Here is a 24,736-nt window from a genome sequence, read left to right as displayed (position 1 = left end):
GGGCCGTTCCGGCGGCTCCGGTCGCTCATTGGAAGACCCGCCTTGATGACAATGCCCCCCGCACAATCCGGCACCGGCGACGACCGTTACCAGCGCCTCGCAATTGCGGTCATTCTTTCACTGCTGGTGGTGCGGCTGGTGCTGTCGGCCAGTTTCCCGATATTCGCCGACGAGGCCTACACGCTCGTCGTGACCCGCTTCCCGAGCCTCTCCTATTACGATCACCCGACCATCGCCTTCGGGCTGCCGCGGCTCGCGGCATGGATGGCGGGCAGTGAGGCTTCGTTTTTCGTGCGCCTGCCGCATGTGCTGTTGGGTGCGGCTTCGGCCTGGTTGATCTTCCTCATCACCCGGCGGATCTTCGGTGCAGAGGCAGGTTTCTGGGCGGCTGTACTCTATTCGACGGCTCCGTTCTTTCTCTTCGCCGCATCGCATTTCGCGTTGCCGGAAGGCCCGCTCTATTTTTTCCTGCTTCTCACCCTGTGGATCGTGCTCCCCGAATTCCTCGGCGACGAAAAGCCGAATACCGGCCGCTGGGCACTCGCCGGGCTGACGCTGGGCGCTGCCATGCTGTCGAAATACACCGCGGCGCTGTTTGCGGTTTCGGTGTTTGCGTGGATGGTCTGGGAGCCGCGCGGGCGGCGCATCCTGGCAACGCCGGCACCCTGGATTGCCGCGCTCATCGCGCTTGCATGCACCGCGCCGATTTTCATCTGGAACATCCAGAACGACTGGGTCACGCTGCACTTTCAGTCGAGCCGTACACACGGCGGCGGGTTCAGCATCACCCGGTTCCTTGTTCTGCAAGCCGGCCAGATTGGTTTCCTGTGGCCTTGGATCTGGGCATTCGCGCTGTTGACGACATTTCGTGCGGTGGTCTGGCCGCGTTTCCCGGTCGAGCGCATGCTCGGGCTGATGGCAGCGCTGCCGATCGTTCTTTTTGATGTCGTGGCGCTGGTCGCCAGCGAGATGCTGCCGCACTGGTCGATGCCGGGTTTCGTGTTCGCATTTCCGCTGGTCGGCGCCTGGTTTGCGACCAAACGCGCGACATGGCCGCGCCTGCTGCCGCGTCTTGCCGTCATTCCGGCCGCAATCCTGCTGATCCTGGCTCCGCTAGCCACGCTGCAGGCAAATACTGCCGCGGTAACGCGCTGGCTTGGCCTGCCCTCCGATTCCGACTTCAGCTGGACCTCGCTGTCATGGGATGCGCTGCGCCAGGATTTCGAGCAGCGCGACATCTACGACGACCCGGACGCGTTCATCATACCGGCAAGCTGGGTCATCGGCGGGATGGCAGGCTACGCGCTCGGCCCCGAAATGCCCGTGGCGCCGGCGCTCGCGCGCCCGCTGCATCTCGCCTACATTCCCGACGACAGGCTTCCGGCCCGCAAACATGGTTATGTCATTTCGGCGGCGCATCTGAATTCGACGGACGCCGAACTCAACTGGATGAGGCAAGTGGCAGCCGGAAAATACGATGAAATAGGCGATCCCTGGTTCGTGGTTCAATCGCGCGCCGACGCGCCGGCATTCACGATAATCGTTCTCCCGGTCACAGGCCGCTGAGATGGAATTTCTTCGGTTGCAGTGTCATCGCGGCTAAGATGGAGTCATGAACGAATTCGCCCCACCGCAGCAGATCGAACCGGAAAAGCTTCTGGTCATCGCCTGCGGCATGATCGCGCGCGAAGTACTTGCGGTGCGTGACCGACACGGCTTCGAGCATCTGGAACTGCGTTGCCTGCCGGCCGAATATCATTATTACCCAGACAGGATCCCGCCGGCCATGGATGCCGCCATCGCAGAGGCGCGCGCGGAGGGCTACAGCCACATCTATGTCGGATACGGCGATTGCGGCACCGGTGGAATGCTGGACAAGGTCTGCGAAAAGCACGGTGTCGAGCGCATCGCCGGCCCGCACTGCTTCGCATTCTACCAGGGCATCGACGCATTCGAGAAAATCGCCGACGACGATTTCACCTCGTTTTATGTGACCGACTTCCTGTGCCGCCAGTTCGACGCCTTCTTCATGCGTCCGCTCGGGCTCGACCGTCATCCCGAGCTCGCAAAGGATTATTTCGGACATTACGAAAAGGTCGTTTATCTGGCCCAGACCGACGATCCCGAGCTGGACAAGGTGGCCGAAGGTGCCGCGCGCATGCTTGGCTTGGCCTATGAGAAGAGGCGCACCGGATATGGCGACCTCGATCAGGCGCTTGCGGGTGCTGCCCGCGCGAGCCGTGCCTGAGCGCCGACGCGGCTGCGAGCCGACTTGCGCCGCTATAGATGCGGCACTAACACCAGCGTAAGCTGGAGTGCGATTCCGCATGTGTGAAACCGTTGGCAATTGCTGACACTGCCGGATCGGACCGAGCATGACCGGCACAAATCTCGTTTACCGCAAGCCGCCCCGGCGATTGTCGCAGGTGCTGCGCCAACTGGCTGATTCGTCAGACGGCCCGGTAACGGTGGCGATGATCCGCGATGCGCTCGGCGACCGTAGCTATGCAGCGCTTCTTGTGTTCTGCGCCTCGCTCAACCTTCTGCCTCTTCCGCCCGGCTCGACCCTGCTCTTCGGCCCCCCTCTGATACTGCTCACGGTTCAGATGGTGGCCGGCTACGAAACGGTATGGCTGCCTCGCTCGTGGCTGAACCGCTCGGTGGGCCATGAGCGGTTTCGCGGCATGATCGACCGGCTATTGCCAAAGCTCGAGCGCCTCGAACGGCTCGTCAAACCGCGGCGCTGGCCATTCGTGTCCGCCAAGACATCCGATCGCGTGATCGGGGCCCTCGGTTTGGTCCTTTCGATCGCCGTCACATTGCCGATACCGCTCGGCAACTGGCTGCCTGCATTTGCAGTCGCAATCATCGGCCTTTCCCTGTCGGAGCGGGACGGCGTGTTTCTGGCTTTAGGAACAGCGGTCGGCATTGTTTCGCTGCTGATCATTGCCACCGTCATAGGCGCTGCGGGCGCCATGGCAGCGCTGTTTTTCAGCGGATTGTAATCGCGCGAGATGCATATCTGACGAGGCACTTGCGCGTCGTTTTTGAAAGCTCGCGCGTCGCCTCACAACAAGCGGGACCGAAGCGCTTGCGTCAATTCTCGCAAACATCAAGGAGACAGGCTGAATGGCCGATCTGATCGTCGTCTACTGGAGAGACATACCCGCGCAGGTGATCGTGCGCAAAGGAAGGCAGAACGCCAAGCGCGAACTGCCTTTGCGCTTCACCGAGGCGATCGACATGTGCGCCATGCGGACCGGCGCCGGCGACACAGACGCCTATCTGGCGGAATGGCGCAAGGCCGATCCCGTACCGGTGAGCGACGAGCTGGAGGCCGAGGCCGACAAGGCGCTTGCCGCAATCGACAGTGAGTACGACAAAGACAGGCTTGTCGCCCTGGTGAAAGCAGGTGGGAGGGACGATGGCTGAGCGGCCGCACCCAACCCAGGCCGCGCTTGTTCGCCAGGCGCAGGCAAAAAGCGACTACAAGCCGGCCGATGTGTCGCCGCAAAGGCGCGTACAGGGCCGCTACACCATGCGCCTCTGGTCCGTGCGCCATTCGCGCGGCCTTGAGTGGTTGTACAAGCACTTCGCAAGTGTTTTTTTGACCCTTCACCCTGTCTGGAAAACGCTTGGCTACGGCCGCGTCGAAAGACCGGTCAAATTCGTCGAGCGCAACGTGAAGGGCCTGCTCTTCGACTGCCGCATGTGCGGCCAGTGCGTGCTGTCCTCAACGGGAATGTCGTGTCCCATGAACTGCCCCAAGCAGCTCCGCAATGGTCCCTGCGGCGGCGTGCGGGCCAACGGCAATTGCGAAGTCGAGCCGGACATGCCGTGCGTGTGGGTGAAGGCGTGGGAGGGATCGCGAACCATGCGAGAAGGCGACGCGATCCTGAGTGTTCAGAAACCGGTCGATCAGTCGCTGCGCGAAACCTCTTCCTGGCTGCGTGTCACCGCGCAGGCGGCGGCCGAGCGCGATCATGCGAAGGTTGCGCAGCCATGACCAAGCGCCCGCCGCAGGCCGACGAAAACCCCGCCGGCATCGACCTGCCGCTGGAGCCTCTGCCCGGCCATTCCTCGCTCGGGCGGCTGGAGCGCGTTCTGCGGCGCGGCGAATTTGCGGTCACCGCGGAGCTCAATCCGCCCGACAGCGCCAACCCGGCCGATGTCTACGAACGCGCCGCGATCTTCGACGGCTGGGTCGACGGCATAAATGCAGTCGATGCGTCGGGCGCCAACTGCCACATGTCCTCGGTCGGTATCTGCGCCCTGCTCACGCGCATGGGATATGCCCCGATTATGCAGATCGCCTGCCGCGACCGGAACCGTATTGCGATTCAGGGCGACGTGCTGGGCGCGTCGGCAATGGGCGTGGCGAATATTCTTTGCCTTACCGGCGACGGCGTGCAGGCTGGCGACCAGCCGGGTGCGAAGCCGGTTTTCGACCTCGACTGCATGTCGCTGCTGGAAACCATCCGCACCATGCGTGACGAGAGCAAATTCCTGTCTGGCCGCAAGCTGACCACACCGCCTGCAGTTTTCATTGGCGCGGCGATCAATCCGTTTGCGCCGCCGGTTGACTTTCGTCCGTACAGGCTGGCGAAAAAGATCGCCGCCGGCGCGCAGTTCGTACAGAGCCAGTATTGCTACGACGTTCCGATGTTCCGCGAATACATGAAGCGCGTGCGCGACATGGGGCTCACCGAGCAATGTTTCGTCATGTGCGGTGTCGGTCCCCTCGCCTCGGCCCGCACTGCCCGCTGGATGCGGTCCAACGTGCCGGGCGTGCACATCCCCGACGCCGTCATCGAGCGGCTGGAGGGCGCCGAAAATCAGAAACTGGAAGGCAAACGCCTTTGCATCGACATCATCAATGAGGTCAAGGAAATCGAAGGCGTCTCCGGCGTTCACATGATGGCTTACCGCCAGGAGGAGCTGGTTGCCGAGATCGTTCATGACGCCGGCGTGCTCAAGGGCCGCAGGCCGTGGCGCAAGGAGCCGCGCGCCGACGATATGCAGGTCGCGGAGCGGCTCGAACAGATCCTTGGCGAAGAGACCACCGAACGCCAGCAGGAAATGGCGAAAGACGCGGCGAACTGACCCGCTCGGTTGCCACACAACAGATAACGATATAAAGAAATCTTTATATCCCTTGGAGACCAGACATGACCCGTACCATCGTTGCCTCGGCAACCCGCGAGATCGTCATCGGCTTTGACCAGCCTTTCTGCGTCATCGGCGAGCGCATCAATCCGACTGGGCGCAAGAAACTCGCGGCGGAGATGGTCGAGGGAAATTTCGATACGGTGAAGAAGGACGCGCTCGAGCAGGTTGCCGCAGGCGCAACGATGCTCGACGTGAACGCGGGCGTGACGGCTGTCGACCCGAACGCCACCGAACCTGCGCTGCTGGTCAAGACGCTTGAGATCGTACAAGACCTCGTCAACGTGCCGCTGTCGATCGACTCGTCTGTCTCCGCCGCAATCGAAGCCGCGCTCAAGGTCGCCAAGGGCCGCCCGCTGATCAACTCCGTCACCGGCGAGGAGGAAAAACTTGAGGCGATCCTGCCGCTGGTGAAGAAATACGACGTGCCGGTTGTTGCCATTTCGAATGACGAAACCGGAATCTCCGAAGACCCGGATGTGCGCTTCGAGGTCGCCAGGAAGATTGTCGAGCGCGCCGCCGATTTTGGCATCCCCGCGCATGACATCGTGGTGGACCCGCTGGTCATGCCGATCGGCGCCATGGGCACCGCCGGCAAGCAGGTTTTTGCGCTGCTGCGCCGCCTGCGCGAAGAGCTCAAGGTCAACACCACGTGCGGCCTCTCCAACATCTCCTTCGGCCTGCCACACCGTCACGGCATCAATGCCGGCTTCATCCCGATGGTGATCGGCGCCGGCATGACCTCGGCAATCATGAACCCCTGCCGCCCGCAGGAAATGGAAGCCGTGCGCGCCGCAAACGTGCTGAACGGAACCGACCCGGACTGCATGACCTGGATCCGCACCTACAAGGACTACCAGCCGCATGCGCCGGGCGCTCCGGCTGCGGCACCTGTCGCTGCGCCAGCATCTGATGGCGGCCGCCGTCGCGGTGGCCGCGAGGCACGCAGGGCAAGGGCATAAGCTGTTGGTGCATCCTTCGAGGCACTGAATTGAACCCGCCGCCAATCATCACCGACCCACTCGTGCTCTTCATGCCCTCGGGCAAGCGCGGGCGCTTTCCGAAAGGGACGCCCGTGCTCGACGCCGCGCGTCAGCTCGGTGTCTATGTAGAGAGCGTGTGCGGCGGACGCGCCACCTGCGGCCGTTGCCAGATCGAGGTGCAGGAAGGCCAGTTCGCAAAGCACAAGATCACTTCCTCGCTTGATCACATTTCCCCCATTGGCCCGAAGGAGGAGCGCTACGACCGCGTGCGCGGACTGCCGGAGGGCCGGCGCCTGTCATGCTCGGCAACCATCGAGGGCGACCTGGTGGTTGATGTGCCGCAGGACACGGTGATCAATGCCCAGGTGGTGCGCAAGGATGCCGACACACGCCATATCGAACGCATGCCGGCTATTCAGCTGTGTTACGTCGACGTCGAAGAGCCTGACATGCACAAGCCGCTCGGCGATCTCGACAGGCTGAAAGCCGCGCTCGTTCGCGAATGGGGTTTTGGCGCTCTCGACGCCGATTTCCACCTCCATGCCGACATTCAGCGCATCCTGCGTGAAGGCAATTGGGCGGTAACGGCTGCAATCCACCGCGACCGCGACACGGAACGTGCGCGTATCATCGCAGTATGGCCCGGCCTGAAAAACGAAGCCTACGGGCTTGCCTGCGATATCGGCTCGACGACCATCGCCATGCATATGGTGTCGCTGCTTTCGGGCCGCGTCGCGGCATCCGCCGGTATATCCAACCCGCAGATCCGCTTTGGCGAAGACCTGATGAGCCGGGTGTCCTATGTGATGATGAATCCGGACGGCCGCGAGGCGATGACCAAGGCCGTTCGTCAGGCGGTTTCGGAACTCGTCGATAAGGTATGCGCCCAGGGAAATGCGCAGCGCGAAGACATTCTGGATTCGGTGTTTGTCGGCAATCCGATCATGCACCATCTGTTTCTCGGCATCGACCCGACGGAGCTCGGCGGCGCGCCCTTTGCGCTTGCGGTCTCCGATGCCGTTTCGTGCTGTGCAAGCGACATCGGCATTGAGCTCAATCGCGGCGCCCGCACCTACCTGTTGCCCTGCATTGCCGGTCATGTCGGCGCAGACGCAGCGGCCGTGACGCTGGCCGAGGGTCCGCACCGGCAGGACCGCATGATGCTGATCGTCGATGTGGGCACCAATGCCGAAATCGTGTTTGGCAGCAGCAAACGCGTCGTTGCCGCCTCCTCGCCCACCGGCCCGGCCTTCGAAGGCGCCGAGATTTCCGGCGGCCAGCGCGCGGCACCCGGTGCGATCGAGCGCGTGCGTATCGACCCGCAGACACTCGAGCCCCGCTTTCGTGTAATCGGTTCCGAACTGTGGTCGGACGAACCGGGTTTCGCCGAGGCGGTCAGCGGCACAGGCGTCTCCGGCATTTGCGGCTCCGGCATTATCGAAGTAATCGCCGAAATGTTCCTTGCCGGCATCATTTCCGAAGATGGCGTCGTGGATGGAGCGCTGGCTGCCAAGAGCACGCGCATCGTCCAGACGGGCCGCACCTTCGGCTATGTGCTCAGCGACGGCGAACCGCGTATCACCATCACGCAGAACGACGTCCGCGCCATCCAGCTTGCCAAGTCGGCGCTTTATGCCGGCACACGGCTTTTGATGGAAAAGATGGGCACCGACCATGTCGACGCCATCCGCTTCGCCGGCGCGTTCGGTTCGTTCATCGACCCCAAATACGCAATGGTTTTGGGCCTAATACCGGACTGCGATCTCGACGCCGTCAGCGCCGTCGGCAATGCGGCGGGCACGGGCGCACGCATGGCGCTTCTCAACCGCTCCTACCGCCGTGAGATCGAAGACACCGTGCGCCGCATCGAAAAAATCGAAACGGCTATCGAACCCCGCTTCCAGGAGCATTTCGTCAACGCAATGGCGTTGCCCAACAAGGTGGATGCGTTCCCCAATCTGCAAAAACAGGTCGCGCTACCGGAACGGCAGGCATCCGCAGGCGCAGAAACGGGTGGCCCGCCGCGCCGCCGCTCGCGCGAAGAACGTGCGGCGCGCCGCAACCGGACCTGAACCTCAGGCCGCTGCTTCGTGTAGCGTCTCCATTGTCGCGCGGAGATGCTCGGCTGCCGCCCGGGCAGGTGCCGAGGCCTCGGACACAAGCTGCATGCAGAGATTGTAGCAGGAAAGCTGCGGCAACCCATGTTCGGGTCCAAGCGCAACGATGTCGTCGCCAACGAATGACCGCGGCAAGGGAGCAACAGCCAGATCGGCCAATATCGCAGCGCGCTGCCCGGCCGTGTGCGCGCTCATATAGGCGATGCGGTATTCAAGCCCGGATTCGCCGAGCGCCTCGAGTGCGTCGGCCCTCCAGGCACAGCCCTCCTCCCACACCGAAATCGGCAACGGCTTGCGCATGAAGGCGTTGCCGCCCTTTGCGCCTGCCCACACGATGGGTTCGTTGAGGATCACATCAGCGTCCTGCGGCACGTTTCTGCAGGCCGTGTACAACGCGATGTCGAGCTCGCCCCGCCGCATCCGCTCTCGCAGATTGGAACTCTGATCGATGACGACATCGACAGCGACTGACGGGTGCGATTTCGCAAACCGCTTCAGGACCTTCGGCAGTATGCGCTCGCCGAAATCGTCCGGCGAACCAAGTCGAACGACACCGGAGACATCCGGCACCACGAACTTCGACACCGCATCGCGGTTGATCGCCAGCAGACGCCGCGCGTAGCCGAGTAGCATCTCGCCGTCCGTCGTCAGCGTGACCGAACGCGCATCGCGGGTAAACACAGTGCAGCGAAGAGTGTCCTCAAGCTTCTTGATCTGCATGGAGACGGCCGATGGAGTTCGAAACACCGCCGACGCGGCGGCCGTAAAGCTCCCTGTTTCGGCGATGGCCACAAAAGTACGCAGCACATCGAGCTCCAGAAGCGGCAGCGGGTGATTGAGCGGTGCGGTCATTCGGCGTCCTCATGGATCAAATTATCTGAATAGATCAGTCATTCTATTTCGTTTGATTGAATGACAGCCGTCGCCGATAGTCAAGCCATCAAATCAGCCCCGGTTGGGAACTTCAGGGCCGAAACGCCCGGCAACGACGAAAACCGACCGGCCGATACGACAGGAGACGAGACAATGAGCATCTTTTCGCCGATCCGCAGCATCGTGACCCGCTACGGCGCTCACCGGCGCCGGCACAACACGGAACGCATCATCCGCGGACTTCCGTCCGATGTGCAAAAGGACATCGGCTGGCCCGACATTGCCGACGGTCTTGCACGGGCCGACGATCGCCTCCGCGCAAACGGCAGCTGGCACAGGTGAAATCGGTATGCGGATTTTGCATACCAGGCATCGCCGCACAGCCAGCCCCCGCAATTAGCTGAAACTTAAGGGAATTTTCGGCGTGTTGCATATCCGTGGCGGCGATGTCGTTTTTTAAATACAGCGCTTCGTTTTTGTTTCGTCAGGCGGCTTCCAGCAAACCTATATGGGCAACAGACGAGCCGCCCCACTCCATCATGCGAAGGCGCTCCGGGTGACAGACCCAGCAACTGCATGGAGAATTGAAATGAAGCTATTTGCACGCATCATCGGTGGCAGCCGCAAGATCAACCCGACCACCGTCCACGAACGCGACCGCCTGCTGCGCACGATGCCCGGCCAGACGGCAGCCCTGGCAGCCGCGCGTTTCGGCTACGTGATCAGCTGACTCCCAATACGCGCGACCTCCCCTGATACCGCCGCACCGGGGCTTCCGATGCGGCGGTTTCATTATGTATGAGATGCGCGATTGCGAAGCGACAACCCATTGACTCCAAACCTTTTTTCTGTTGACGCTTTGCTTTCAGCGACATCACGCCGCTGATTTGCGATCCAGCGGGAGGGAACCGTCCATGATGCCGCCGCCCAAGCGGTCGATTGTGTTTTTCCTCATCGAAGACTTCACGATGATGGCATTCGCCACCGCGCTCGAGCCGCTTCGTGCGGCCAACCGCATGCTCGGTTACGAGGCCTACAGATGGCGGCTCTCAAGCGCGCAGGGCAAGCCCGTGCACGCATCGAACGGTGTGGAATGCGCCGTCAACACATCGCTGGATCAGGAACGGCGTATGATGACGGGCCCCGATCGCCCGACCATGGTCGTCGTATGCAGCGGTGTCGGAATCGAGAGTTTCGACAACCGTACCGTCCTGGCCTGGCTGCGCGAGGAGTTTAATCGCGGTGTCGCTATCGGCGGCTTGTGTACCGCCGCTCACGTTCTGGCCCGGGCAGGATTGCTGGCCAACCGCCGCTGCGCAATTCACTGGGAAAATCTGCCTGGCTTCCAGGAAGCTTTTCCGAAGGTGAATGTTTTCGCCGACCTGTTCGAGGTCGATTCCAACATCTACACCTGCGCCGGCGGCACCGCGTCGCTCGACATGATGTTGAAGCTGATCGGCGACGATTTCGACGATTCCCTCGTCAACCGTATCTGCGAGCAGTTTCTCACCGACAGGGTGCGCAACCCGACCGACCGCCAGCGCCTACCGCTGCGCGCGCGGCTGGGTGTTCAGAATTCGAAGGTGCTGACCATCATCGAGCTGATGGAGGCAAACCTCACCGAACCGCTGTCGCTGGTCGAGATTGCCGATCATGTCGGCCTGTCGCGGCGCCAGATCGAACGGCTGTTCCGCCAGGAAATGGGGCGCTCGCCTGCCCGCTATTACCTCGAAATCCGGCTGGACCGCGCACGCCACCTGCTTCTGCAATCCTCGCTGCCGGTGGTGGAAGTGGCGGTTGCCTGCGGCTTCGTGTCGGCTTCGCACTTCTCCAAATGCTACCGGGAGCTCTATGCCCGGTCGCCGCAGCAGGAACGCGCGGAGCGAAAGCAGCTCAACGCCGCTTGAGGGCCGCTACCTGGTTTCGTCCCAGAACTGGGTGCGCCCGCGCCATCGTTTCTCCCCGACCTGACAATCGTATGCCGCTTGTTCGGCTACCAGCACAACCGGCAAACCGCCGGACTGCTGCGGCACATAGCCGTTGGACGCAATTTCAAGCACGAGCTTGCGGCGCACCGCTTCGGGGAAGAATGTCCAGTCATGTACCGGAATGACGAACGAACCCGGACCCCCGGTGACGCATTTTTCGTAATAGACATCGAGATCGGGGATATTGAATGCGGCCATGTACTCGAAATCGGCCATGATCGGCAGCCCGTTGATGACGATGCCGCGCGACACCAGTTCGTCGCGCACGACATTGACCCATTCGCCCTGATTGTTCGGCCCGTCGCCGGACACGTCGACCACACGCTTCAGGCTGCGGAAGGAGCTTTCCGCGAAAAGGTCCGAGGCAAAGCGCAATCCCCCGGAAATTGAGGTGCGGCGCGCCCTGTTGTGCTCGCCGGTGCGAATCATCTCCGCAACCCTCTCGGCATCCTCATGGCTGGCAATAACGGTCCAGGGAACGATGACATATTGCGACTGGTCGCCGGCCCACTCCATGTAGGACAGCGCAATCTTGCCATGAATGCCATCGCGGATTGCGTCGATGACCGGCGCGCTGGTTATAGCCGCAATGTAGCCATCGCGCTGTATTTCCAGCTCTTTCTGGGACATTGAAAGCGAGATATCGACCGCGAGAACGAGCTCCACATCCACCACCTCCTGGGCGGACGCAGGCGCAGCCAGAACGCCCGTCAGGGCAATTACGGCACCGGTGCCAAAGGATCTGAGCAACCCGTTCAGCGCAACCATGCGAAAAGGATATGCGCAAAGCGTGCCCGCGCGCAGCAGAAATTGCGTAGTACGGTCCGTGCTCCATACACAATTGCGCGAGCGCCCGGGCTGGACTCAGGTCCTTGGCTTGAGGTTTTCCGGGTCGTAGAGCGGCTTGTAGCCGATCGCGGTGACCTCCACCGGGTAGGTCTCGCCGAAATACTCGACCGTCAGCTTCCGGCCTTCCTGGCAGTAGTCCCGGGGCAGATAGGCAAGCGCGATATTCTTGCCGATGGTCGGACCGTAAGCGACCGATGTGGTGAACGAGCGGCGGCCAAGCTCATCGACCAGCGTTTCGCCGGTGTCGGGATCCATCACCGGCATGATGCCCACGGGATAGCGGGCGACACCCTTGGAGTCGGTATTGTCGGTCATCACCAATGTGCACAGCATCGCCGGCTGATGCTCCCGCGCCCGGTATTCCAGATGTTTGGCCTTGCCGCGGAAATCTGCTTCCTTGACCTTGGGCCGCGCCAGATCGGCTTCGTAGAGGTTGTATTCGGTCAGAAGATCGGCGTTCTGCAGCCGCAGGCTTTTCTCCATGCGGCGCGAATTGGCATAGGTCTCGACACCGAACGGCATCACGCCGGTCTCGCGCAGCGCATCCCACACAGCGAGCCCGTCCTCATAGGCCATGTGCAGCTCCCAGCCCTGTTCCCCGACATAGGAGATGCGGAAAGCGGTGACCGGTTTCCCGGCTATGGTCAGCGGCTTGATCGCTGCAAACGGAAACGCCTCCGGCGACAGCGCATCCGGGTCCGACACGACCTTCTGCAGGGTCGTGCGTGCATTCGGCCCCCATATGCCGATCGTGACGTACTTTTCAGTCACGTCCGTCACCGTGACAGCGAAGCCTTTGTCCGCGGCGACGCGCTTCATGTAGTTGAAGTCGCGCGGGCCGGCATCGGCGCCGTCGATCACTCGGCAGCGGTCCGCCATGCGGATGACCGTCAGGTCCGCGCGCACCATACCTTCTTCGTCGAGGAAGTGCGTGTAGATGCCTTTGCCGACCATATTGTCGCCACCGATCTTGGCCGCACACAGCCATTCCATCAGCGCAACATGATCCGGACCTTCGACGTCGTAGATCGCGAAATGCGACAGGTTGACGATGCCGCAATCCTCGCTCATCGCCAGATGCTCGGCATTGGAAACGCGCCAGAAATGGCGGTTGTCCCACTCGTTTTCGCGCACCGGGACACGGTTGCCGTATTTCTCGAGCAGGTGGTCGTTGGCGGCGTAGCCGTGAGCGCGCTCCCAGCCGCCAAGCTCCATGAAATGGCCGCCGAGCTCCTTTTCGCGCTCAAAGAACGGCGAGCGGCGAACATTGCGCCCCGTCGCATAAGGTTCGCGTGGGTGAACGGCGGGATTGTAGATTTTCTGCGCCGCCTCGCCGCAGCGGCCGGTGACGAAGGCGTCATCTGTCTGGTGCGGGTAAAAGCGCGCATAGTCGATCGCGTGATGGTCGATCTCCGTGCGGCCGTCGGTCATCCAGTCGGCGACCAGTTTCGCCATGCCGGGCGCGTCTTTCACCCAAATGGCGACCGCATACCAGAGCCCCCGCACCTTCTGGCTTTCGCCAATGGACGGCCCACCATCGGCGGTAACTTGCAGAAGCCCGTTGAAGGAGCGCCGCTCGTCATAGCCGAGCTCGGCCAGGATCGGCGTGAGTTCGATGGCGCGCTCCAGCGGTTCCATGATCTGTTCAAGGTCGAGGTCGCGCTGCGAGGGCGAAAGCCGCGCCTGCTCCTTTTCAAGCAGATCGCGGGGATGAACGAGCCGCGGCTCCTTCTCCTCGTAATAGCCCCACTCGATCATGCCGCCTTCCGACGTCGTGGGGTCGCCCGTGTCGCGCATATAGGCCGAATTGCCCTGGTCGCGCAGCAGCGGGTAGCCGATTTCCTTGCCAGTCCCGGCAAACTCCGCAAAGGGCCCGAAGAAAGTGAGCGGGTGGTCGACTGGCATGACCGGCAGATCCTCGCCCGCCATTTCCGCGATCAGCCTGCCCCAAAGCCCTGCGCAGACGATCACATGCTCGGCGCGGATCGCCCCGCGCTCCGTGACCACGCCGGCGATGCGGCCATCCTCGATAACCAGCGACGTCGCGGACGTGTTCGCGAACGTGCGCAGCTTGCCGGATGCCGTGCCTTCGTCGATCAATTCGCCGGCCACAGTCTGCGAGCGCGGAATGACAAGGCCGGCATCGGGATCCCATAAGCCGCCCTGCACCACCTCTTCTTCGATCAGCGGGAATTTTCCCTTGATCTCGGCCGCTGAAACCAGATGCGCGCGCGTACCGAACGCTTTGCCGGACGTAACCTTGCGCCTGATCTCGTCCATCCGCGCATCATCGCCGGCACGCGCCACTTCGAGCCCGCCGACGCGCGCATAATGGCCGCGCTTTTCGTAGAAATCGATCGAATAGAGCGTCGTCCAGCACGACAGAAAATCGTGGCTGGTCGCGTAGCAGAAATCGGAGGCATGCGCCGTGGAACCGATGTCGGTCGGGATACCCGACTTGTCGATCCCCACGATGTCATCCCAGCCGCGCTCGATCAGATGATGCGCAACAGAAGCGCCGACAATCCCACCGACACCGATGATGACGACCTTCGCCGATTCAGGAAATTTGGCCATGCCGCGGCTCCGCTTTATTCACTGCGGCGCGACTATAGAACCCGCGCTCCACCCCGTTGAAGCCTGATTGCGACATCGGCAGGAGGCCGGGCGACGCCGCGCTTCGTGCAAGCTGCGTGCACGCGCTATTCGTCGCCGAGATGGCCTCTCGGTTTGCGCCGGCGCCGCGGCTTTTGCGCCTCCGCATCTGGAAACAGTTCCTGCGGGTCGATGTCGGCTTTCTTCTGCGCCCTCGGTCTCGCCTTCTTCTGCGGCTTCGGCTCGCCGAGATCGCCACTGGTGCGGATATGCAGATCGCGCTGCGGAAACGGGATTTCGATCCCCTCTTCCTTGAGCCGGTCGTAGATCGCAAACCGAATGTCGTTCTGGATCGCCAGTTGCGACATCACGTCGGCGAGGAAAAAACGCACCTCGAAATCAAGCGAGGAATCGCCGAAGCCGGCGAAATAAACCATCGGTTCCGGATTCTTGAGGATCGTGGGGTGCGCTTTCGCGATCTCCATCAGGATTTCGTACACGCGGCGCGGATTGGCGCTGTAGCTGACACCGACCGGGATATCGACGCGGCCCAGCCTGTTCTTGTGGGTCCAGTTCCCGACTGCCGAATTGATCAGCTCCGAGTTCGGCAAAATGACCGACTGGCGCTGGAACGTCTCGATTTCGGTCGCACGCACGCTGATCTTCTTCACCGTGCCGCTGACACTGCCGGCTACGATCCAGTCGCCGCTCTTGAATGGGCGCTCGACCAGGAGGATCAGCCCCGAGACGAAGTTCGAGACGATATTCTGCAGACCGAAGCCGACGCCCAGCGACAGGCCGCCGGCAACGAGCGCCAGGCTTGAGAGGTTGATGCCGGCCGCAGACACGCCGATCAGTATGGCGATCGCTATGCCTGTGTAGCCCACCACAGTCTTGATCGAATTGCGGACACCGGCATCGACCCGCCCGCGCGTCATAACGGAGCCGTCCAGCCAGCGCTGAAACCAACGGGTGACGAAGAAACCGATGATGAAGACAAGTATGCCGGTCAGCACATCGAGGATCGAAAACGAGACCGACCCCACCTGTATCTGCCGCAGCGAACGCAGCACCCAGGTGGTGATGTCGCCCCACTGGAAACCCCATTGCAGCAGGATCAGCGGAATGCCGATTGCCACGACCAGCACGTTGATCGACACGGAAAACAGCAGACCGAGCTGATCCTCCAGCGTCTGGTTGCTTTCGAAATTCCGGTCGAGCCAACGCCCGAACAAAGTGTTGCGAATGGCGCCCAGGTCGGAAAGCGCCCTTGCGGTAAGGTGCCCGATATACATGGTGGCGAGGATCGCGCCGGTGACGACGATCTGCTGCGAGATGAAGCGCGCCAGCCCGATATAACCGAGAATACCGGCGGTAATGGTGCTCAGCCCCAGTGCCAGAAGCGGATAGAGCAGCCAGCGCGGCCATGGCCGCGGCGAGCCATCCTCGTTTTTAAACGGCTTCACGAAGGCTATCAGGATGACCAGAACGCCGACCACGAAAGTGGCGAGCAGGCTCTTGGCGACGGTGAGCGACAGCGGCGAACCCAGAACGTCGTTGACGCGTGAGAAGATGAAATCGAAACCCGTCGCAATCGAGGTGATCCAGACCAGCCAATAGAGCTTGCCGGCCGCTTCGGGCGCCACTGGAATAAGGCTCCAGTTGGGGAGCGATGGCGAAAACAGGGCGTGTGCGAGCCGGTTGACCAGGAACACGGTCGCAATCACATTGAAAGTCGTGCTCAGGAGCCGCGCGATATCGGGCCACAGAATGTCGAAATAGGCCATCATGGCGTAGCTGGTGCCGAGGAAGACGGCCAAGGCCAGCGAAGGCAGCAGGGTCGACCAGAAGGCGACGGAGAGCCGGCTGAAATATGACGGGTTTTCGATATGCGGGTCGGCAAAGATCAGCGACCCGAACAGCCTGCGTCCGCCGTAGAAAAGCACCGTCGCGGCCGCAAACGAGATGAACCCCGCCAGAAGAGTTGCGTTGAGCTTGAACCGGAGAATGAACTGCAGCCAGGACGAAACCGTCTGTTGCAGGTGTTCCAGCTCGGCGAAGAAATCGCCGACCATGTCCGAACTCAGCGCATCGCTGACATTGTAGTGTTTTGTAAGCTGGGTCGCGAAGAGCTCGCGGCGTATCTGCTGAATTTCGTTGATCAGCCTGTCGATCCGCAGCGCCAGGTTCTCAATCTCGCCGAGTACGGCGTTGATATCCGCTTTTTCCAGCGCCAACAGCGACCGTTCTTCCTTCAACGCCTCCGGCTCAGTTCCTTCATCGCCGGGGGGGCCGATCTGGTCCAGCCGGTTGTTGATTTCCTGGAGACGGGGCGCGAAGGCGGCTCGGCTCGCGTCCAGCCTTATGCCGAGGGCTTCCAGCTCGTTCCGAACATCGACCAGCTCTGTGTCGCCGCTGCCGTCGTTGCGCATTTTGGCTTCAAGCGCGTCGACTTCCGCGGCCAGGCCGCGCACGATTGCCATTTGTTTCTTGGCAAGTTCGGCCGTTGCCGCAGCATTTGCGGCGGCCGAGGTATCGCTGCTTTCCGCCGTAGGCGCGTCAGCCTGCTGTGCAGATGTGGAAACCGGTACGGCAACGACTATGAGCAGCGCCGCGATGATGGTGAAAAGTCGAAGAAACGCGGCGGCCGGCATGGTTCTCGCTGATAAAGCTGACATTTGGCCGCCATTGATAGGGTGAGCCGCCACTAGGAGCAAGGCGCGGCGCGGCCTATGGATAACGTCCCTCGGTGGTCGGCAATGTTAAAGCCGACGGCGCATATGTTGTGTACATCGGAATGCAAAGCGTTAGGGTCGGCGCATCGGCCGTGTGCCGGACGGATGGGAACATGGCGGAATATTCGGCATTCTCGCTTCTGAGGAATGCATTCAACTCAAATCGGGATTGGAAACAGGCCTGGCGCAAGCCGGAGCCCAAGCCATCCTACGATGTGATCGTCATCGGCGGTGGCGGGCATGGCCTTGCAACTGCCTATTACCTTGCCGCCGAGCACGGCATTTCGAATGTCGCGGTGCTGGAGCGCGGCTGGTTGGGCTCCGGCAATATCGGCCGCAACACCACCATTGTCCGCTCCAACTATCTGCTGCCGGCCTCGACCCGCTTCTACGAGTTTTCCATGAAGCTGTGGGAGAACCTGTCGCACGAGCTGAACTACAATGTGATGTTCTCGCAGCGCGGCATTCTCAACCTGGCTCATTCGCCGGCGCAGGCGGACGACTATATCCGCAGAGGCAACGCAATGCGCCTTTCCGGCGGCGATGCCGAATGGCTGAGCGCGGATGAGATCGGCCGTAAGGTTCCAGGTGTCGACGTATCCGGCTCGGCACGGTTTCCCGTTGTCGGCGGTCTTCTTCAGCCGCGTGCCGGCACGGCGCGCCATGATGCAGTGGCCTGGGGTTATGCGCGCGGTGCGGACCGGCGCGGCGTCGACATCATCGAAAATTGCGAAGTGACCGGGTTCCTGCGCGAGGGCGACAGCATCACCGGCGTAACGACGACACGCGGCGAAATCCGCGCCGCCAAAACCGCCGTCGCTGTGGCCGGAAGCACCGGTCGCGTGATGAAGCTCGCCGGGATCGACAAGCTGCCGATCGAAAGCCATGTGCTGCAGGCATTCGTTTCGGAATCGCTGAAGCCGTTTGTCGATATGGTCGTCACCTGGGGTGCCGGCCATCTTTACATGTCCCAGTCCGACAAGGGCGGGCTTGTCTTCGGCGGCAATATCGACGGCTACAACTCCTACGCACAGCGCGGCAATCTTCCGATCGTCGAAGAAGTGATGAGCGAGATGGTGGCGATGTTCCCGTCCGTGGCCCGCGTTCGCCTGCTGCGTTCCTGGGGCGGCGTTATGGACATGTCGATGGATGGCTCGCCCATTATCACAACAGGGCCCCTCCCCGGCATGTATCTGAATTGCGGCTGGTGTTACGGCGGCTTCAAGGCGACGCCGGCCTCCGGCTTCTCGTTCGCATGGACCATTGCGCGCGACGAACCGCACCAGATCAACGCGCCTTACACGCTCGACCGTTTCCACCGCGGCGCGATCATCGACGAAAAGGGCCAGGGCGCCACGCCCCGGCTGCATTAGGGGCAAACGATGCGCATTACCTGTCCCTATTGCGGCACTCGCGACGTTGTCGAATTCACATACCAGGGCGATGCGACCGTCACGCGCCCGGACCCTGCATCAACCGATCAGGCCGCATGGAACGCTTATGTCTATGACCGCGCCAACCCGGCCGGAAAGCACAGCGAGCTGTGGCAGCATTCCGGCGGCTGCCGCGCGCATCTTGTCGTCGAGCGCGACACTGTGAGCCACGTCATCACCTCGGTTGCATTTGCCGGCATAAAGCCGAACCCGGCCCGCACAACTACGCCAAAACGCAAGTCACCGGCGCGCAAGGCCGCGACACGCGGAAAGGCAGCGTCATGAGCGGGCGCAGAATTTCCGACCGCGGCCGCATCGACAGAAGCCGCAGCATTTCATTCCGATTCGACGGCAAATCGTACTCGGGTTACGTAGGCGACACTCTTGCGTCGGCACTGCTTGCCAACGGAGTCGCGCTATTTGGCCGGTCGTTCAAATATCACCGCCCGCGCGGCGTGCTGACCGCCGGCATCGATGAGCCGAACGCGCTGGTCACCGTCATCCGCAACGGCAAGCGCGAGGCCAACGTCCCGGCGACGCAGCTTGAGATCCATGACGGGCTCGTCACCGAGAGCCAGAACCGGTTTCCTTCGCTCGCATTCGACGTGGGTGCCGTCAATCAGCTGGCCGGATCGATCTTCTCCGCCGGCTTCTACTACAAGACCTTCATGGGACCGGTGGTGGGGCCTTTGCGTGGCACCCGCTTCTGGATGTTCTGCGAATGGTTCATTCGCCGTGCAGCGGGTCTTGGACGCGCCGACCATGCGGCCGACACGTCGCGCTATCAGCGCATGAATGCCTATTGCGATGTGCTCGTCGTCGGATCGGGTCCGGCTGGCCTTGCCGCGGCACGCGCTGCGGCTGATGCCGGCAAAAACGTGATACTGGCAGAACTCGATCCCGTTCCCGGCGGTTCAGCCAAATGGTCGGGCGAAACGATCGACGGCAAACCGGCGGCGGAATGGGCCTCGGGCGAGGCAGAGGCTCTGTCCGACCATGACAATGTCCGGCTTCTCACTCGCACCCATGTCTGGGGCTACTATGACGGCAACACGCTGGCTGCTCTTGAGCGCGTCGGCGATCACGTCGCCAGCGCAGCAGCCGGTGCGCCGCGTCACCGCCACTGGGTGATACGGGCCGGCACGGTGGTGCTGGCAACCGGCGCCTTCGAGCGGCCGATTGTCTTTCCCGGCAATGACCGGCCGGGCGTGATGCTGGCAAGCGCGGCACAGCGCTATGCGGCCGAATTCGGAGTTCTGCCCGGCAAGCGCATCGCCCTGTTCACCAACAACGACAGCGCTTATGTGGCAGCCGCCGAGCTTTCGGCCGCTGGAGCGGAGATCGCCGCAATCGTCGACACCCGGCAGGTGATTTCAGCTGGCGCGCGAGACCTTGCGGCAAAGGCCGGCGGCGAGCTGCTGCTCGGCCAGGCGATCAGTGCCACAAACGGCGGCAAGGCACTCGCCGGCATTACGGTCCAGCGGCTCGACCCGGTGACGGGAACGGCGTCTGGCGCCAAGCAGACAATTCCTGTCGACTGCCTCGCCATGTCGGGCGGCTGGTCACCGGCAATCCATCTGGCAAGCCAGGCGGGCGCAGCGCCGAAATGGAACGAGGACCTGCAGGCCTTCCTGCCGCCGGAACCGGCACAGCCCTGGCTTGGCGCGGGCGCGTTTGCGGGCGACACAACCACAGCCGACACATTGCGCAGCGGCCGCAATGCCGGCATGAAGGCAGCCGGTGGACGCGCCTCGCGTGCTCAGGCAGCGAAGCTGGACGCTCCACAGCTCGACCCCTTCCCCGCACCGGTGTTCGAAATCCGCTCGGCAGAAGGCAAGAGCGGCAAGGCGCTCGTCGATCACCAGCTCGACGTAACGGCGGAGGATGTGCGTCTAGCCCATCGCGAGGGCTTCCTCTCGGTCGAGCACCTGAAGCGCTACACCACGCTTGGCATGGCGACCGACCAGGGCAAGACATCGAACGTGCCCGGCCTCGCAATCATGGCGAATGCGCGCGGCATCTCGATCCCTGAAGCCGGAACCACCCGCTTCCGCCCACCCTTCGCGCCGGTCTCGCTTGGTTCGCTTGCGGCCGAGCGTTTCGGCGATGTCAGTCCTGACCGCTTGACCCCGATGCATGACTGGCACGTCGAGCGCGGCGCCGAAATGATGCCGGCCGGGCTTTGGCACCGGCCCCGCATTTACAGTCTGCCCGGCGAGACGCTGGAACAGGCCTATGTGCGCGAGGCAAAGACGGTGCGCGAAGGCGTCGGCATGGTCGATGTCTCCACACTCGGCAAGATCGCCGTAAAAGGGCCAGACGCGGCGGAGTTTCTCGATCGCGTCTACACCAACAAATTCTCCACCCTGGCGGTCGGCAAGGCGCGTTATGGCTTGATGCTGCGAGAGGACGGGCTCGTTCTCGACGACGGCACCACCTGGCGGCTCGGCGAAAACGACTTTCTGATGACGACAACAACCGCCGCCGCGGGCAAGGTGATGCAGCATCTTGAGTGCCTGCTCGATGTCCATTGGCCGGACCTCAAGGTCGCGCTTACCTCGGTCAGCGATCAATGGGCAGGTGCGGCGGTTTCAGGCCCGGATGCACGCAAGGTGCTGGAGCGCGCAGTGAAAGGCACCGCCGTCGACAACGAGACACTGCCCTTCATGGGCATCGTTTACGGCGAAGTCGACGGCGCGCAGGTGATGATCTGCCGCCTCTCTTTCTCAGGCGAACTGGCCTACGAGGTCTATTGTGGCGCCGGCCACGGCACACATGTCTGGGAAGCCCTTCTGGCAGCGGGCGAGCCATTCGGCATCCTGTCCTACGGCATGGAAGCGCTGGGCACGCTGCGCATTGAAAAGGGCCATGTAACAGGCGCTGAAATCGACGGCCGGGTCACCGCGCGTGATCTTTATCTCGACTGGATGCTGTCGAAGAAAAAACCCTTTGTCGGTTCCGCGATGATGGATCGCGAGGGGCTCGTCGACGAAGACCGCATCCGCCTGGTCGGCGTTATCTCGCTGGATGGGCTGCCGCTCGGCGGCGGGGCGCATATTGTCGAAGGTGACAGCCGAGCCGAGCCCAACGAAAGCATCGGCCATATGACCGCATTCTGCTATTCGCCGGTGCTGGCGAAATATATCGGCCTGGCGCTGGTGAAAGGCGGCAAGGCTCGCCATGGCCAGCGCGCTTTCATTGCTGACCCGCTGCGCAAGCGCTACGGGCCGGTTGAAATCGTCAGCCATCATTTCTTCGACCCGGAAGGGAGCCGCATACATGGTTGAGCGCGAATCCCCACTGGGTCAGGCCTACAAGCCCGGTCGCCACGGCAATGTGGCGGAGGCCGCGGGTGTAACATTGTCGGAAACGCGGCCCGGCTCGATTGTCGAGGTGATTGCCTGGCCGGGCAACGAGAAGACGGCTCTGGCGGCAATCAAATCGGCAACCGGACTGGCATTGCCAGATAGACCCGGCGCGGGCGTTTCCAGGGAAGGCAGGGCCGGATATGGCTTTGCGCCGCGGCGCTGGCTGGTCATCGACGATCGGGAAGGTGCTGCCCGGGAACTGCATAAGGCAGTCGCCGAAACGACCGGCGTGATCAACGACCTCTCGCATGGCCGCGCCGTGATCCGCATTGCCGGTCCGCGTGCGGAGTGGGTGCTCTCGAAGCTGTTTGCGGTCGATTTCTCCACCGGGGCATTTCCTGTCTCAAACGGCTGTTCGACCAGCCACCACGAGATTTTCGCGCAGATCCAGCGCACCGGGAAAAACCAGTTCGACGTGGTCGTATTCCGCTCCTTTGCACGTGCGTTCTGGACAACGCTTTGCCATTCTGCGGAAGAAGTGGGTTACGAAGTCAGCTGAAGGCAGTGGTTCGGTGGCCGTCCCGCGCAACCCTAGTCGCCGAGGAATGTCACCCAGTCTTCAAGCGGCGCGCGTTCGGTACGGAAACCGTTTTCAGGCTTCGAGGTATCCTCGTAGCCAATCGCCATGCCGCAGGTGACTATTTCCTCATCCGATATATTAAGTATTGGCCGTATTTGCTTGTGATATGGCGCAAAAGCAGCCTGAGGACAGGTGTGCAGGCCGCGTCCCCGAGCCGCGATCATCAACGTTTGCAGAAACATGCCGTGGTCGATCCACGATCCCTTGTTGAGCCGCCTGTCGATAGTGAAGATGACACCGACCGGCGCATCGAAGAAAACAAAATTGCGGTCGTGCTGTGAGCGCATGCGCTCGACTTCTCGGCGCTGGATGCCGAGCGCGTCGTAAAGCGCGAAACCGACTGTCCGCCGGCGCCCAAGATAAGGTTCGAAGAACTTGTCGGGATAGTATTTGTACTCGTCCCACTCGATTTTCTCGGCCCGCACGCCTGAATTCAGGATCGCGTCGGATATCCGGTCCTTCACGGCACCACGCGTCACATAAGCCTTCCACGGCTGCATGTTCGTGCCTGATGGTGCACGCGCGGCAAGCCGCAGGAGGTCCTTCATTGTCTCGTTGTCAACGGGATCGGGCAGGAACGCACGCACCGAGCGGCGCGTGCTGATCGCCTCATCTACGGCATCCGCGCTATCGGCGATCTCATTCTTGTCGTCACGCGCGAGCATGAACTGTCCTTCCAACCGTAACGGTCACTGGTTGCGCGGCGGATGTCGATTCTTGCCGCCAGCTTGCCTGCCGCTCGACAGTACATTGAAAATGATGTCTAATTTTTCACCAGATCATCGTCAAATGAAAACCACGGGACTATTTTCATGGCCAACTCGGCGAGCCAGGTCAAGGAAAGCAAGCTCACGCTGGCGCTTGAGCGCATCGATGCGCGCATAGCGCGCGACTTGCGGGCGCTGCGGCAGGCACGAAGCCTGACGCTTACCCAGATATCGGAGAGCATCGGCCGTTCCGTAGGCTGGTTGAGCCAGGTGGAGCGCGGTATTTCCATGCCGACATTCGCCGATCTCAGCCGCCTGGCAGACACATTCGGCGTCCCGATGAGCCTGTTTGTCAGTCGCGAAGCGCAATCCGAACCGGAAATGGAAGTTGTGGTGCGTGCCGGAGCGCGGCGTACGCTGGGACCGACCGAGGCCGGTCTTGAAGAGAAGCTTCTCTCTCCCGCACTGGGTGGCAGCTTCGAGATGCGGCACCGCACATTTGCACCGGGCGCTTCATCATCGCAGAAATCGGTGCGCGACGCCGAGGAAGCAGGTTATGTGCTTTCAGGCACCATCGACATTGAGGTCGATGGCACCTGGCATATGCTTCATGCGGGCGACAGCTTCCGCTTCAAGGGAAAGTCGATACGCTGGCGCAATGACGGCGACGCGGAGGCCGTCGTCATCTGGGTGCTTTCTCCGCCGGTCTATTAGCCTTCGCCGGGCGGACCGCACTCAATCGTCGAACAGCTTGATCGGCCGCTCGCAATGGAAAACCGGGCACTGGTTCGTGTCCTTGGTGCTGACATATGTCGGTGTCCGCACCTCCGGATGAAAACAATACCGGTTGCTCGAAACAAATCGTGTGTAGGTGTGTGCGCCGGTGGTGATAACGGCGGCTCCCTGTGCGTTGATCAGCGCTTGCGTCTGGTTGCAGGTCATCTTGCGCGCATCCGGGCGCGCTGCCGAAGCAGTTGCCGCGGACAGCACCGTCAACGTGCAAATGCCGGCAACAGATATGTTTCGCAAAAGGGATTTCATGGCATAGCCTTCCTGTCGCGCCCCTTCGGTTCGAAGATAGAAAGGCCTGCATCAAGGTCAATCGGCAAAATGCGACAGCGCCAGCAATGGTGTGCAAGCAGCGTTAAGGGCCCTGCCCGGCGCCTCGTACACCGGGCAGGGGTGGAAGTTGCGAGCCGCGCTGGGGATGCGACTCGCCTAACCGCGGTCGGGAACTTCTTCCACTTGGCAAGTTTCGCCCGATTCCAAGTGTGAGATAATTGCGCGATCACGGAACATGACTTGGGCGGCTCGATTTGCTGGAGCGCCAAGCCATTGCAAA

At 62.0% G+C, this 24,736-nt stretch carries 22 protein-coding genes; 16 read left to right on the top strand and 6 right to left on the bottom strand.

Translation table 11 applies throughout. The annotated features are described in order from the left end of the window. Nucleotides 1-45: 45 nt before the first annotated feature. The 8 genes from EP165_RS13675 (at nt 46) to EP165_RS13640 (ending at nt 8,221) form a co-directional block, all read left to right on the top strand. Nucleotides 46-1,566, top strand: a complete 1,521-nt coding sequence (locus EP165_RS13675; RefSeq protein ID WP_127523361.1) for a glycosyltransferase family 39 protein — start codon at nt 46-48, stop codon at nt 1,564-1,566. A gap of 46 nt (nt 1,567-1,612) precedes the next feature. Continuing rightward, nucleotides 1,613-2,248, top strand: coding sequence for a DUF1638 domain-containing protein (locus EP165_RS13670; protein ID WP_127523360.1), 636 nt, complete (start codon nt 1,613-1,615; stop codon nt 2,246-2,248). 127 nt (nt 2,249-2,375) lie between these two features. Then, on the top strand, nt 2,376-3,005 hold the full coding sequence (locus tag EP165_RS13665) for an exopolysaccharide biosynthesis protein (RefSeq protein WP_127523359.1): 630 nt from the start codon (nt 2,376-2,378) through the stop codon (nt 3,003-3,005). 124 nt (nt 3,006-3,129) lie between these two features. Continuing rightward, nucleotides 3,130-3,432, top strand: a complete 303-nt coding sequence (locus tag EP165_RS13660) for a virulence factor (RefSeq protein WP_127523358.1) — start codon at nt 3,130-3,132, stop codon at nt 3,430-3,432. Further along, nucleotides 3,425-4,006, top strand: coding sequence for a methylenetetrahydrofolate reductase C-terminal domain-containing protein (locus EP165_RS13655; protein ID WP_127523357.1), 582 nt, complete (start codon nt 3,425-3,427; stop codon nt 4,004-4,006). Before EP165_RS13660 ends, EP165_RS13655 begins: the two co-directional genes overlap by 8 nt. Continuing rightward, entirely contained in the window at nt 4,003-5,103 is a 1,101-nt protein-coding gene (locus EP165_RS13650) for a methylenetetrahydrofolate reductase (protein WP_127523356.1), read from the top strand. Before EP165_RS13655 ends, EP165_RS13650 begins: the two co-directional genes overlap by 4 nt. A gap of 65 nt (nt 5,104-5,168) precedes the next feature. Continuing rightward, nucleotides 5,169-6,128: a methyltetrahydrofolate cobalamin methyltransferase gene (locus EP165_RS13645; RefSeq protein ID WP_127523355.1), complete on the top strand. Its 960-nt coding sequence runs from the start codon at nt 5,169-5,171 to the stop codon at nt 6,126-6,128. Between the two features lie 29 nt (nt 6,129-6,157). Beyond that, nucleotides 6,158-8,221 carry an ASKHA domain-containing protein gene (locus EP165_RS13640; RefSeq protein ID WP_164743036.1) on the top strand — a complete coding sequence of 688 codons (2,064 nt, stop codon included), beginning with the start codon at nt 6,158-6,160 and terminating at the stop codon, nt 8,219-8,221. 3 nt (nt 8,222-8,224) lie between these two features. Here EP165_RS13640 and EP165_RS13635 read toward each other — a convergent pair whose 3' ends face one another. Then, complete coding sequence (locus tag EP165_RS13635; protein ID WP_127523354.1) at nt 8,225-9,118, bottom strand: LysR substrate-binding domain-containing protein; 894 nt, start codon at nt 9,116-9,118, stop codon at nt 8,225-8,227. 174 nt (nt 9,119-9,292) lie between these two features. Between EP165_RS13635 and EP165_RS13630 the strand changes: the two genes are divergently transcribed. The 3 genes from EP165_RS13630 (at nt 9,293) to EP165_RS13625 (ending at nt 11,046) form a co-directional block, all read left to right on the top strand. Continuing rightward, nucleotides 9,293-9,481 carry a hypothetical protein gene (locus tag EP165_RS13630; protein WP_127523353.1) on the top strand — a complete coding sequence of 63 codons (189 nt, stop codon included), beginning with the start codon at nt 9,293-9,295 and terminating at the stop codon, nt 9,479-9,481. 247 nt (nt 9,482-9,728) lie between these two features. After that, a complete protein-coding gene (locus tag EP165_RS20405; protein WP_164743035.1) occupies nt 9,729-9,869 on the top strand; it encodes a hypothetical protein in 141 nt (46 codons plus the stop codon). 184 nt (nt 9,870-10,053) lie between these two features. Continuing rightward, entirely contained in the window at nt 10,054-11,046 is a 993-nt protein-coding gene (locus EP165_RS13625; protein WP_127523352.1) for a GlxA family transcriptional regulator, read from the top strand. A gap of 6 nt (nt 11,047-11,052) precedes the next feature. Here EP165_RS13625 and EP165_RS13620 read toward each other — a convergent pair whose 3' ends face one another. The 3 genes from EP165_RS13620 to EP165_RS13610 all read right to left on the bottom strand — a co-directional run bounded on the left by EP165_RS13620 (nt 11,053) and on the right by EP165_RS13610 (nt 17,249). After that, on the bottom strand, nt 11,053-11,895 hold the full coding sequence (locus EP165_RS13620; protein ID WP_127523351.1) for a DUF1194 domain-containing protein: 843 nt from the start codon (nt 11,893-11,895) through the stop codon (nt 11,053-11,055). A 96-nt stretch (nt 11,896-11,991) separates the two neighbouring features. Next, nucleotides 11,992-14,553, bottom strand: a complete 2,562-nt coding sequence (locus tag EP165_RS13615) for a GcvT family protein (RefSeq protein ID WP_127523350.1) — start codon at nt 14,551-14,553, stop codon at nt 11,992-11,994. A gap of 125 nt (nt 14,554-14,678) precedes the next feature. Beyond that, complete coding sequence (locus EP165_RS13610; RefSeq protein ID WP_245440141.1) at nt 14,679-17,249, bottom strand: mechanosensitive ion channel family protein; 2,571 nt, start codon at nt 17,247-17,249, stop codon at nt 14,679-14,681. A 170-nt stretch (nt 17,250-17,419) separates the two neighbouring features. Between EP165_RS13610 and EP165_RS13605 the strand changes: the two genes are divergently transcribed. Genes EP165_RS13605 through EP165_RS13590 form a run of 4 tightly spaced genes read left to right on the top strand, consistent with a single transcriptional unit; the run spans nt 17,420 to nt 22,606 of the window. Beyond that, nucleotides 17,420-18,679, top strand: a complete 1,260-nt coding sequence (locus EP165_RS13605; RefSeq protein WP_127523349.1) for a sarcosine oxidase subunit beta family protein — start codon at nt 17,420-17,422, stop codon at nt 18,677-18,679. A gap of 9 nt (nt 18,680-18,688) precedes the next feature. Beyond that, nucleotides 18,689-19,024, top strand: coding sequence for a sarcosine oxidase subunit delta (locus EP165_RS13600; protein WP_127523348.1), 336 nt, complete (start codon nt 18,689-18,691; stop codon nt 19,022-19,024). After that, nucleotides 19,021-22,026: a sarcosine oxidase subunit alpha family protein gene (locus EP165_RS13595; RefSeq protein ID WP_127523347.1), complete on the top strand. Its 3,006-nt coding sequence runs from the start codon at nt 19,021-19,023 to the stop codon at nt 22,024-22,026. The genes EP165_RS13600 and EP165_RS13595 overlap by 4 nt, the downstream gene beginning before the upstream one ends. Continuing rightward, nucleotides 22,019-22,606 (top strand): sarcosine oxidase subunit gamma, encoded by a 588-nt coding sequence (locus tag EP165_RS13590; RefSeq protein WP_127523346.1) that lies wholly within the window; start codon nt 22,019-22,021, stop codon nt 22,604-22,606. The genes EP165_RS13595 and EP165_RS13590 overlap by 8 nt, the downstream gene beginning before the upstream one ends. Before the next feature lie 32 nt (nt 22,607-22,638). On the opposite strand, the gene EP165_RS13585 is transcribed toward EP165_RS13590, so the two are convergent. After that, nucleotides 22,639-23,352 carry a nitroreductase gene (locus tag EP165_RS13585; RefSeq protein WP_127523345.1) on the bottom strand — a complete coding sequence of 238 codons (714 nt, stop codon included), beginning with the start codon at nt 23,350-23,352 and terminating at the stop codon, nt 22,639-22,641. A gap of 147 nt (nt 23,353-23,499) precedes the next feature. Here EP165_RS13585 and EP165_RS13580 point away from each other — a divergent pair, with 147 nt between their 5' ends. Further along, nucleotides 23,500-24,108, top strand: a complete 609-nt coding sequence (locus EP165_RS13580) for a helix-turn-helix domain-containing protein (RefSeq protein WP_127523344.1) — start codon at nt 23,500-23,502, stop codon at nt 24,106-24,108. A 21-nt stretch (nt 24,109-24,129) separates the two neighbouring features. On the opposite strand, the gene EP165_RS13575 is transcribed toward EP165_RS13580, so the two are convergent. Continuing rightward, nucleotides 24,130-24,435, bottom strand: coding sequence for a hypothetical protein (locus EP165_RS13575; RefSeq protein WP_127523343.1), 306 nt, complete (start codon nt 24,433-24,435; stop codon nt 24,130-24,132). Nucleotides 24,436-24,736 lie beyond the last annotated feature (301 nt).

The organism is Mesorhizobium sp. Z1-4, from assembly GCF_004000235.1.
Classification (GTDB): Bacteria; Pseudomonadota; Alphaproteobacteria; order Rhizobiales; family Rhizobiaceae; genus RCIO01.
The sequence above is the reverse complement of the archived record's forward strand: the minus strand, read 5'-3'. Positions and strand labels throughout refer to the sequence as shown.

Coding starts and splice junctions, on each gene's coding strand:
- EP165_RS13675 (WP_127523361.1), top strand. CDS start 46: ATGACAATGCCCCCCGCACAATCCGGCACCGGCGACGACCGTTACCAG.
- EP165_RS13670 (WP_127523360.1), top strand. CDS start 1,613: ATGAACGAATTCGCCCCACCGCAGCAGATCGAACCGGAAAAGCTTCTG.
- EP165_RS13665 (WP_127523359.1), top strand. CDS start 2,376: ATGACCGGCACAAATCTCGTTTACCGCAAGCCGCCCCGGCGATTGTCG.
- EP165_RS13660 (WP_127523358.1), top strand. CDS start 3,130: ATGGCCGATCTGATCGTCGTCTACTGGAGAGACATACCCGCGCAGGTG.
- EP165_RS13655 (WP_127523357.1), top strand. CDS start 3,425: ATGGCTGAGCGGCCGCACCCAACCCAGGCCGCGCTTGTTCGCCAGGCG.
- EP165_RS13650 (WP_127523356.1), top strand. CDS start 4,003: ATGACCAAGCGCCCGCCGCAGGCCGACGAAAACCCCGCCGGCATCGAC.
- EP165_RS13645 (WP_127523355.1), top strand. CDS start 5,169: ATGACCCGTACCATCGTTGCCTCGGCAACCCGCGAGATCGTCATCGGC.
- EP165_RS13635 (WP_127523354.1), bottom strand. CDS start 9,118: ATGACCGCACCGCTCAATCACCCGCTGCCGCTTCTGGAGCTCGATGTG.
- EP165_RS13630 (WP_127523353.1), top strand. CDS start 9,293: ATGAGCATCTTTTCGCCGATCCGCAGCATCGTGACCCGCTACGGCGCT.
- EP165_RS20405 (WP_164743035.1), top strand. CDS start 9,729: ATGAAGCTATTTGCACGCATCATCGGTGGCAGCCGCAAGATCAACCCG.
- EP165_RS13625 (WP_127523352.1), top strand. CDS start 10,054: ATGATGCCGCCGCCCAAGCGGTCGATTGTGTTTTTCCTCATCGAAGAC.
- EP165_RS13620 (WP_127523351.1), bottom strand. CDS start 11,895: ATGGTTGCGCTGAACGGGTTGCTCAGATCCTTTGGCACCGGTGCCGTA.
- EP165_RS13615 (WP_127523350.1), bottom strand. CDS start 14,553: ATGGCCAAATTTCCTGAATCGGCGAAGGTCGTCATCATCGGTGTCGGT.
- EP165_RS13610 (WP_245440141.1), bottom strand. CDS start 17,249: ATGTCAGCTTTATCAGCGAGAACCATGCCGGCCGCCGCGTTTCTTCGA.
- EP165_RS13605 (WP_127523349.1), top strand. CDS start 17,420: ATGGCGGAATATTCGGCATTCTCGCTTCTGAGGAATGCATTCAACTCA.
- EP165_RS13600 (WP_127523348.1), top strand. CDS start 18,689: ATGCGCATTACCTGTCCCTATTGCGGCACTCGCGACGTTGTCGAATTC.
- EP165_RS13595 (WP_127523347.1), top strand. CDS start 19,021: ATGAGCGGGCGCAGAATTTCCGACCGCGGCCGCATCGACAGAAGCCGC.
- EP165_RS13590 (WP_127523346.1), top strand. CDS start 22,019: ATGGTTGAGCGCGAATCCCCACTGGGTCAGGCCTACAAGCCCGGTCGC.
- EP165_RS13585 (WP_127523345.1), bottom strand. CDS start 23,352: ATGCTCGCGCGTGACGACAAGAATGAGATCGCCGATAGCGCGGATGCC.
- EP165_RS13580 (WP_127523344.1), top strand. CDS start 23,500: ATGGCCAACTCGGCGAGCCAGGTCAAGGAAAGCAAGCTCACGCTGGCG.
- EP165_RS13575 (WP_127523343.1), bottom strand. CDS start 24,435: ATGAAATCCCTTTTGCGAAACATATCTGTTGCCGGCATTTGCACGTTG.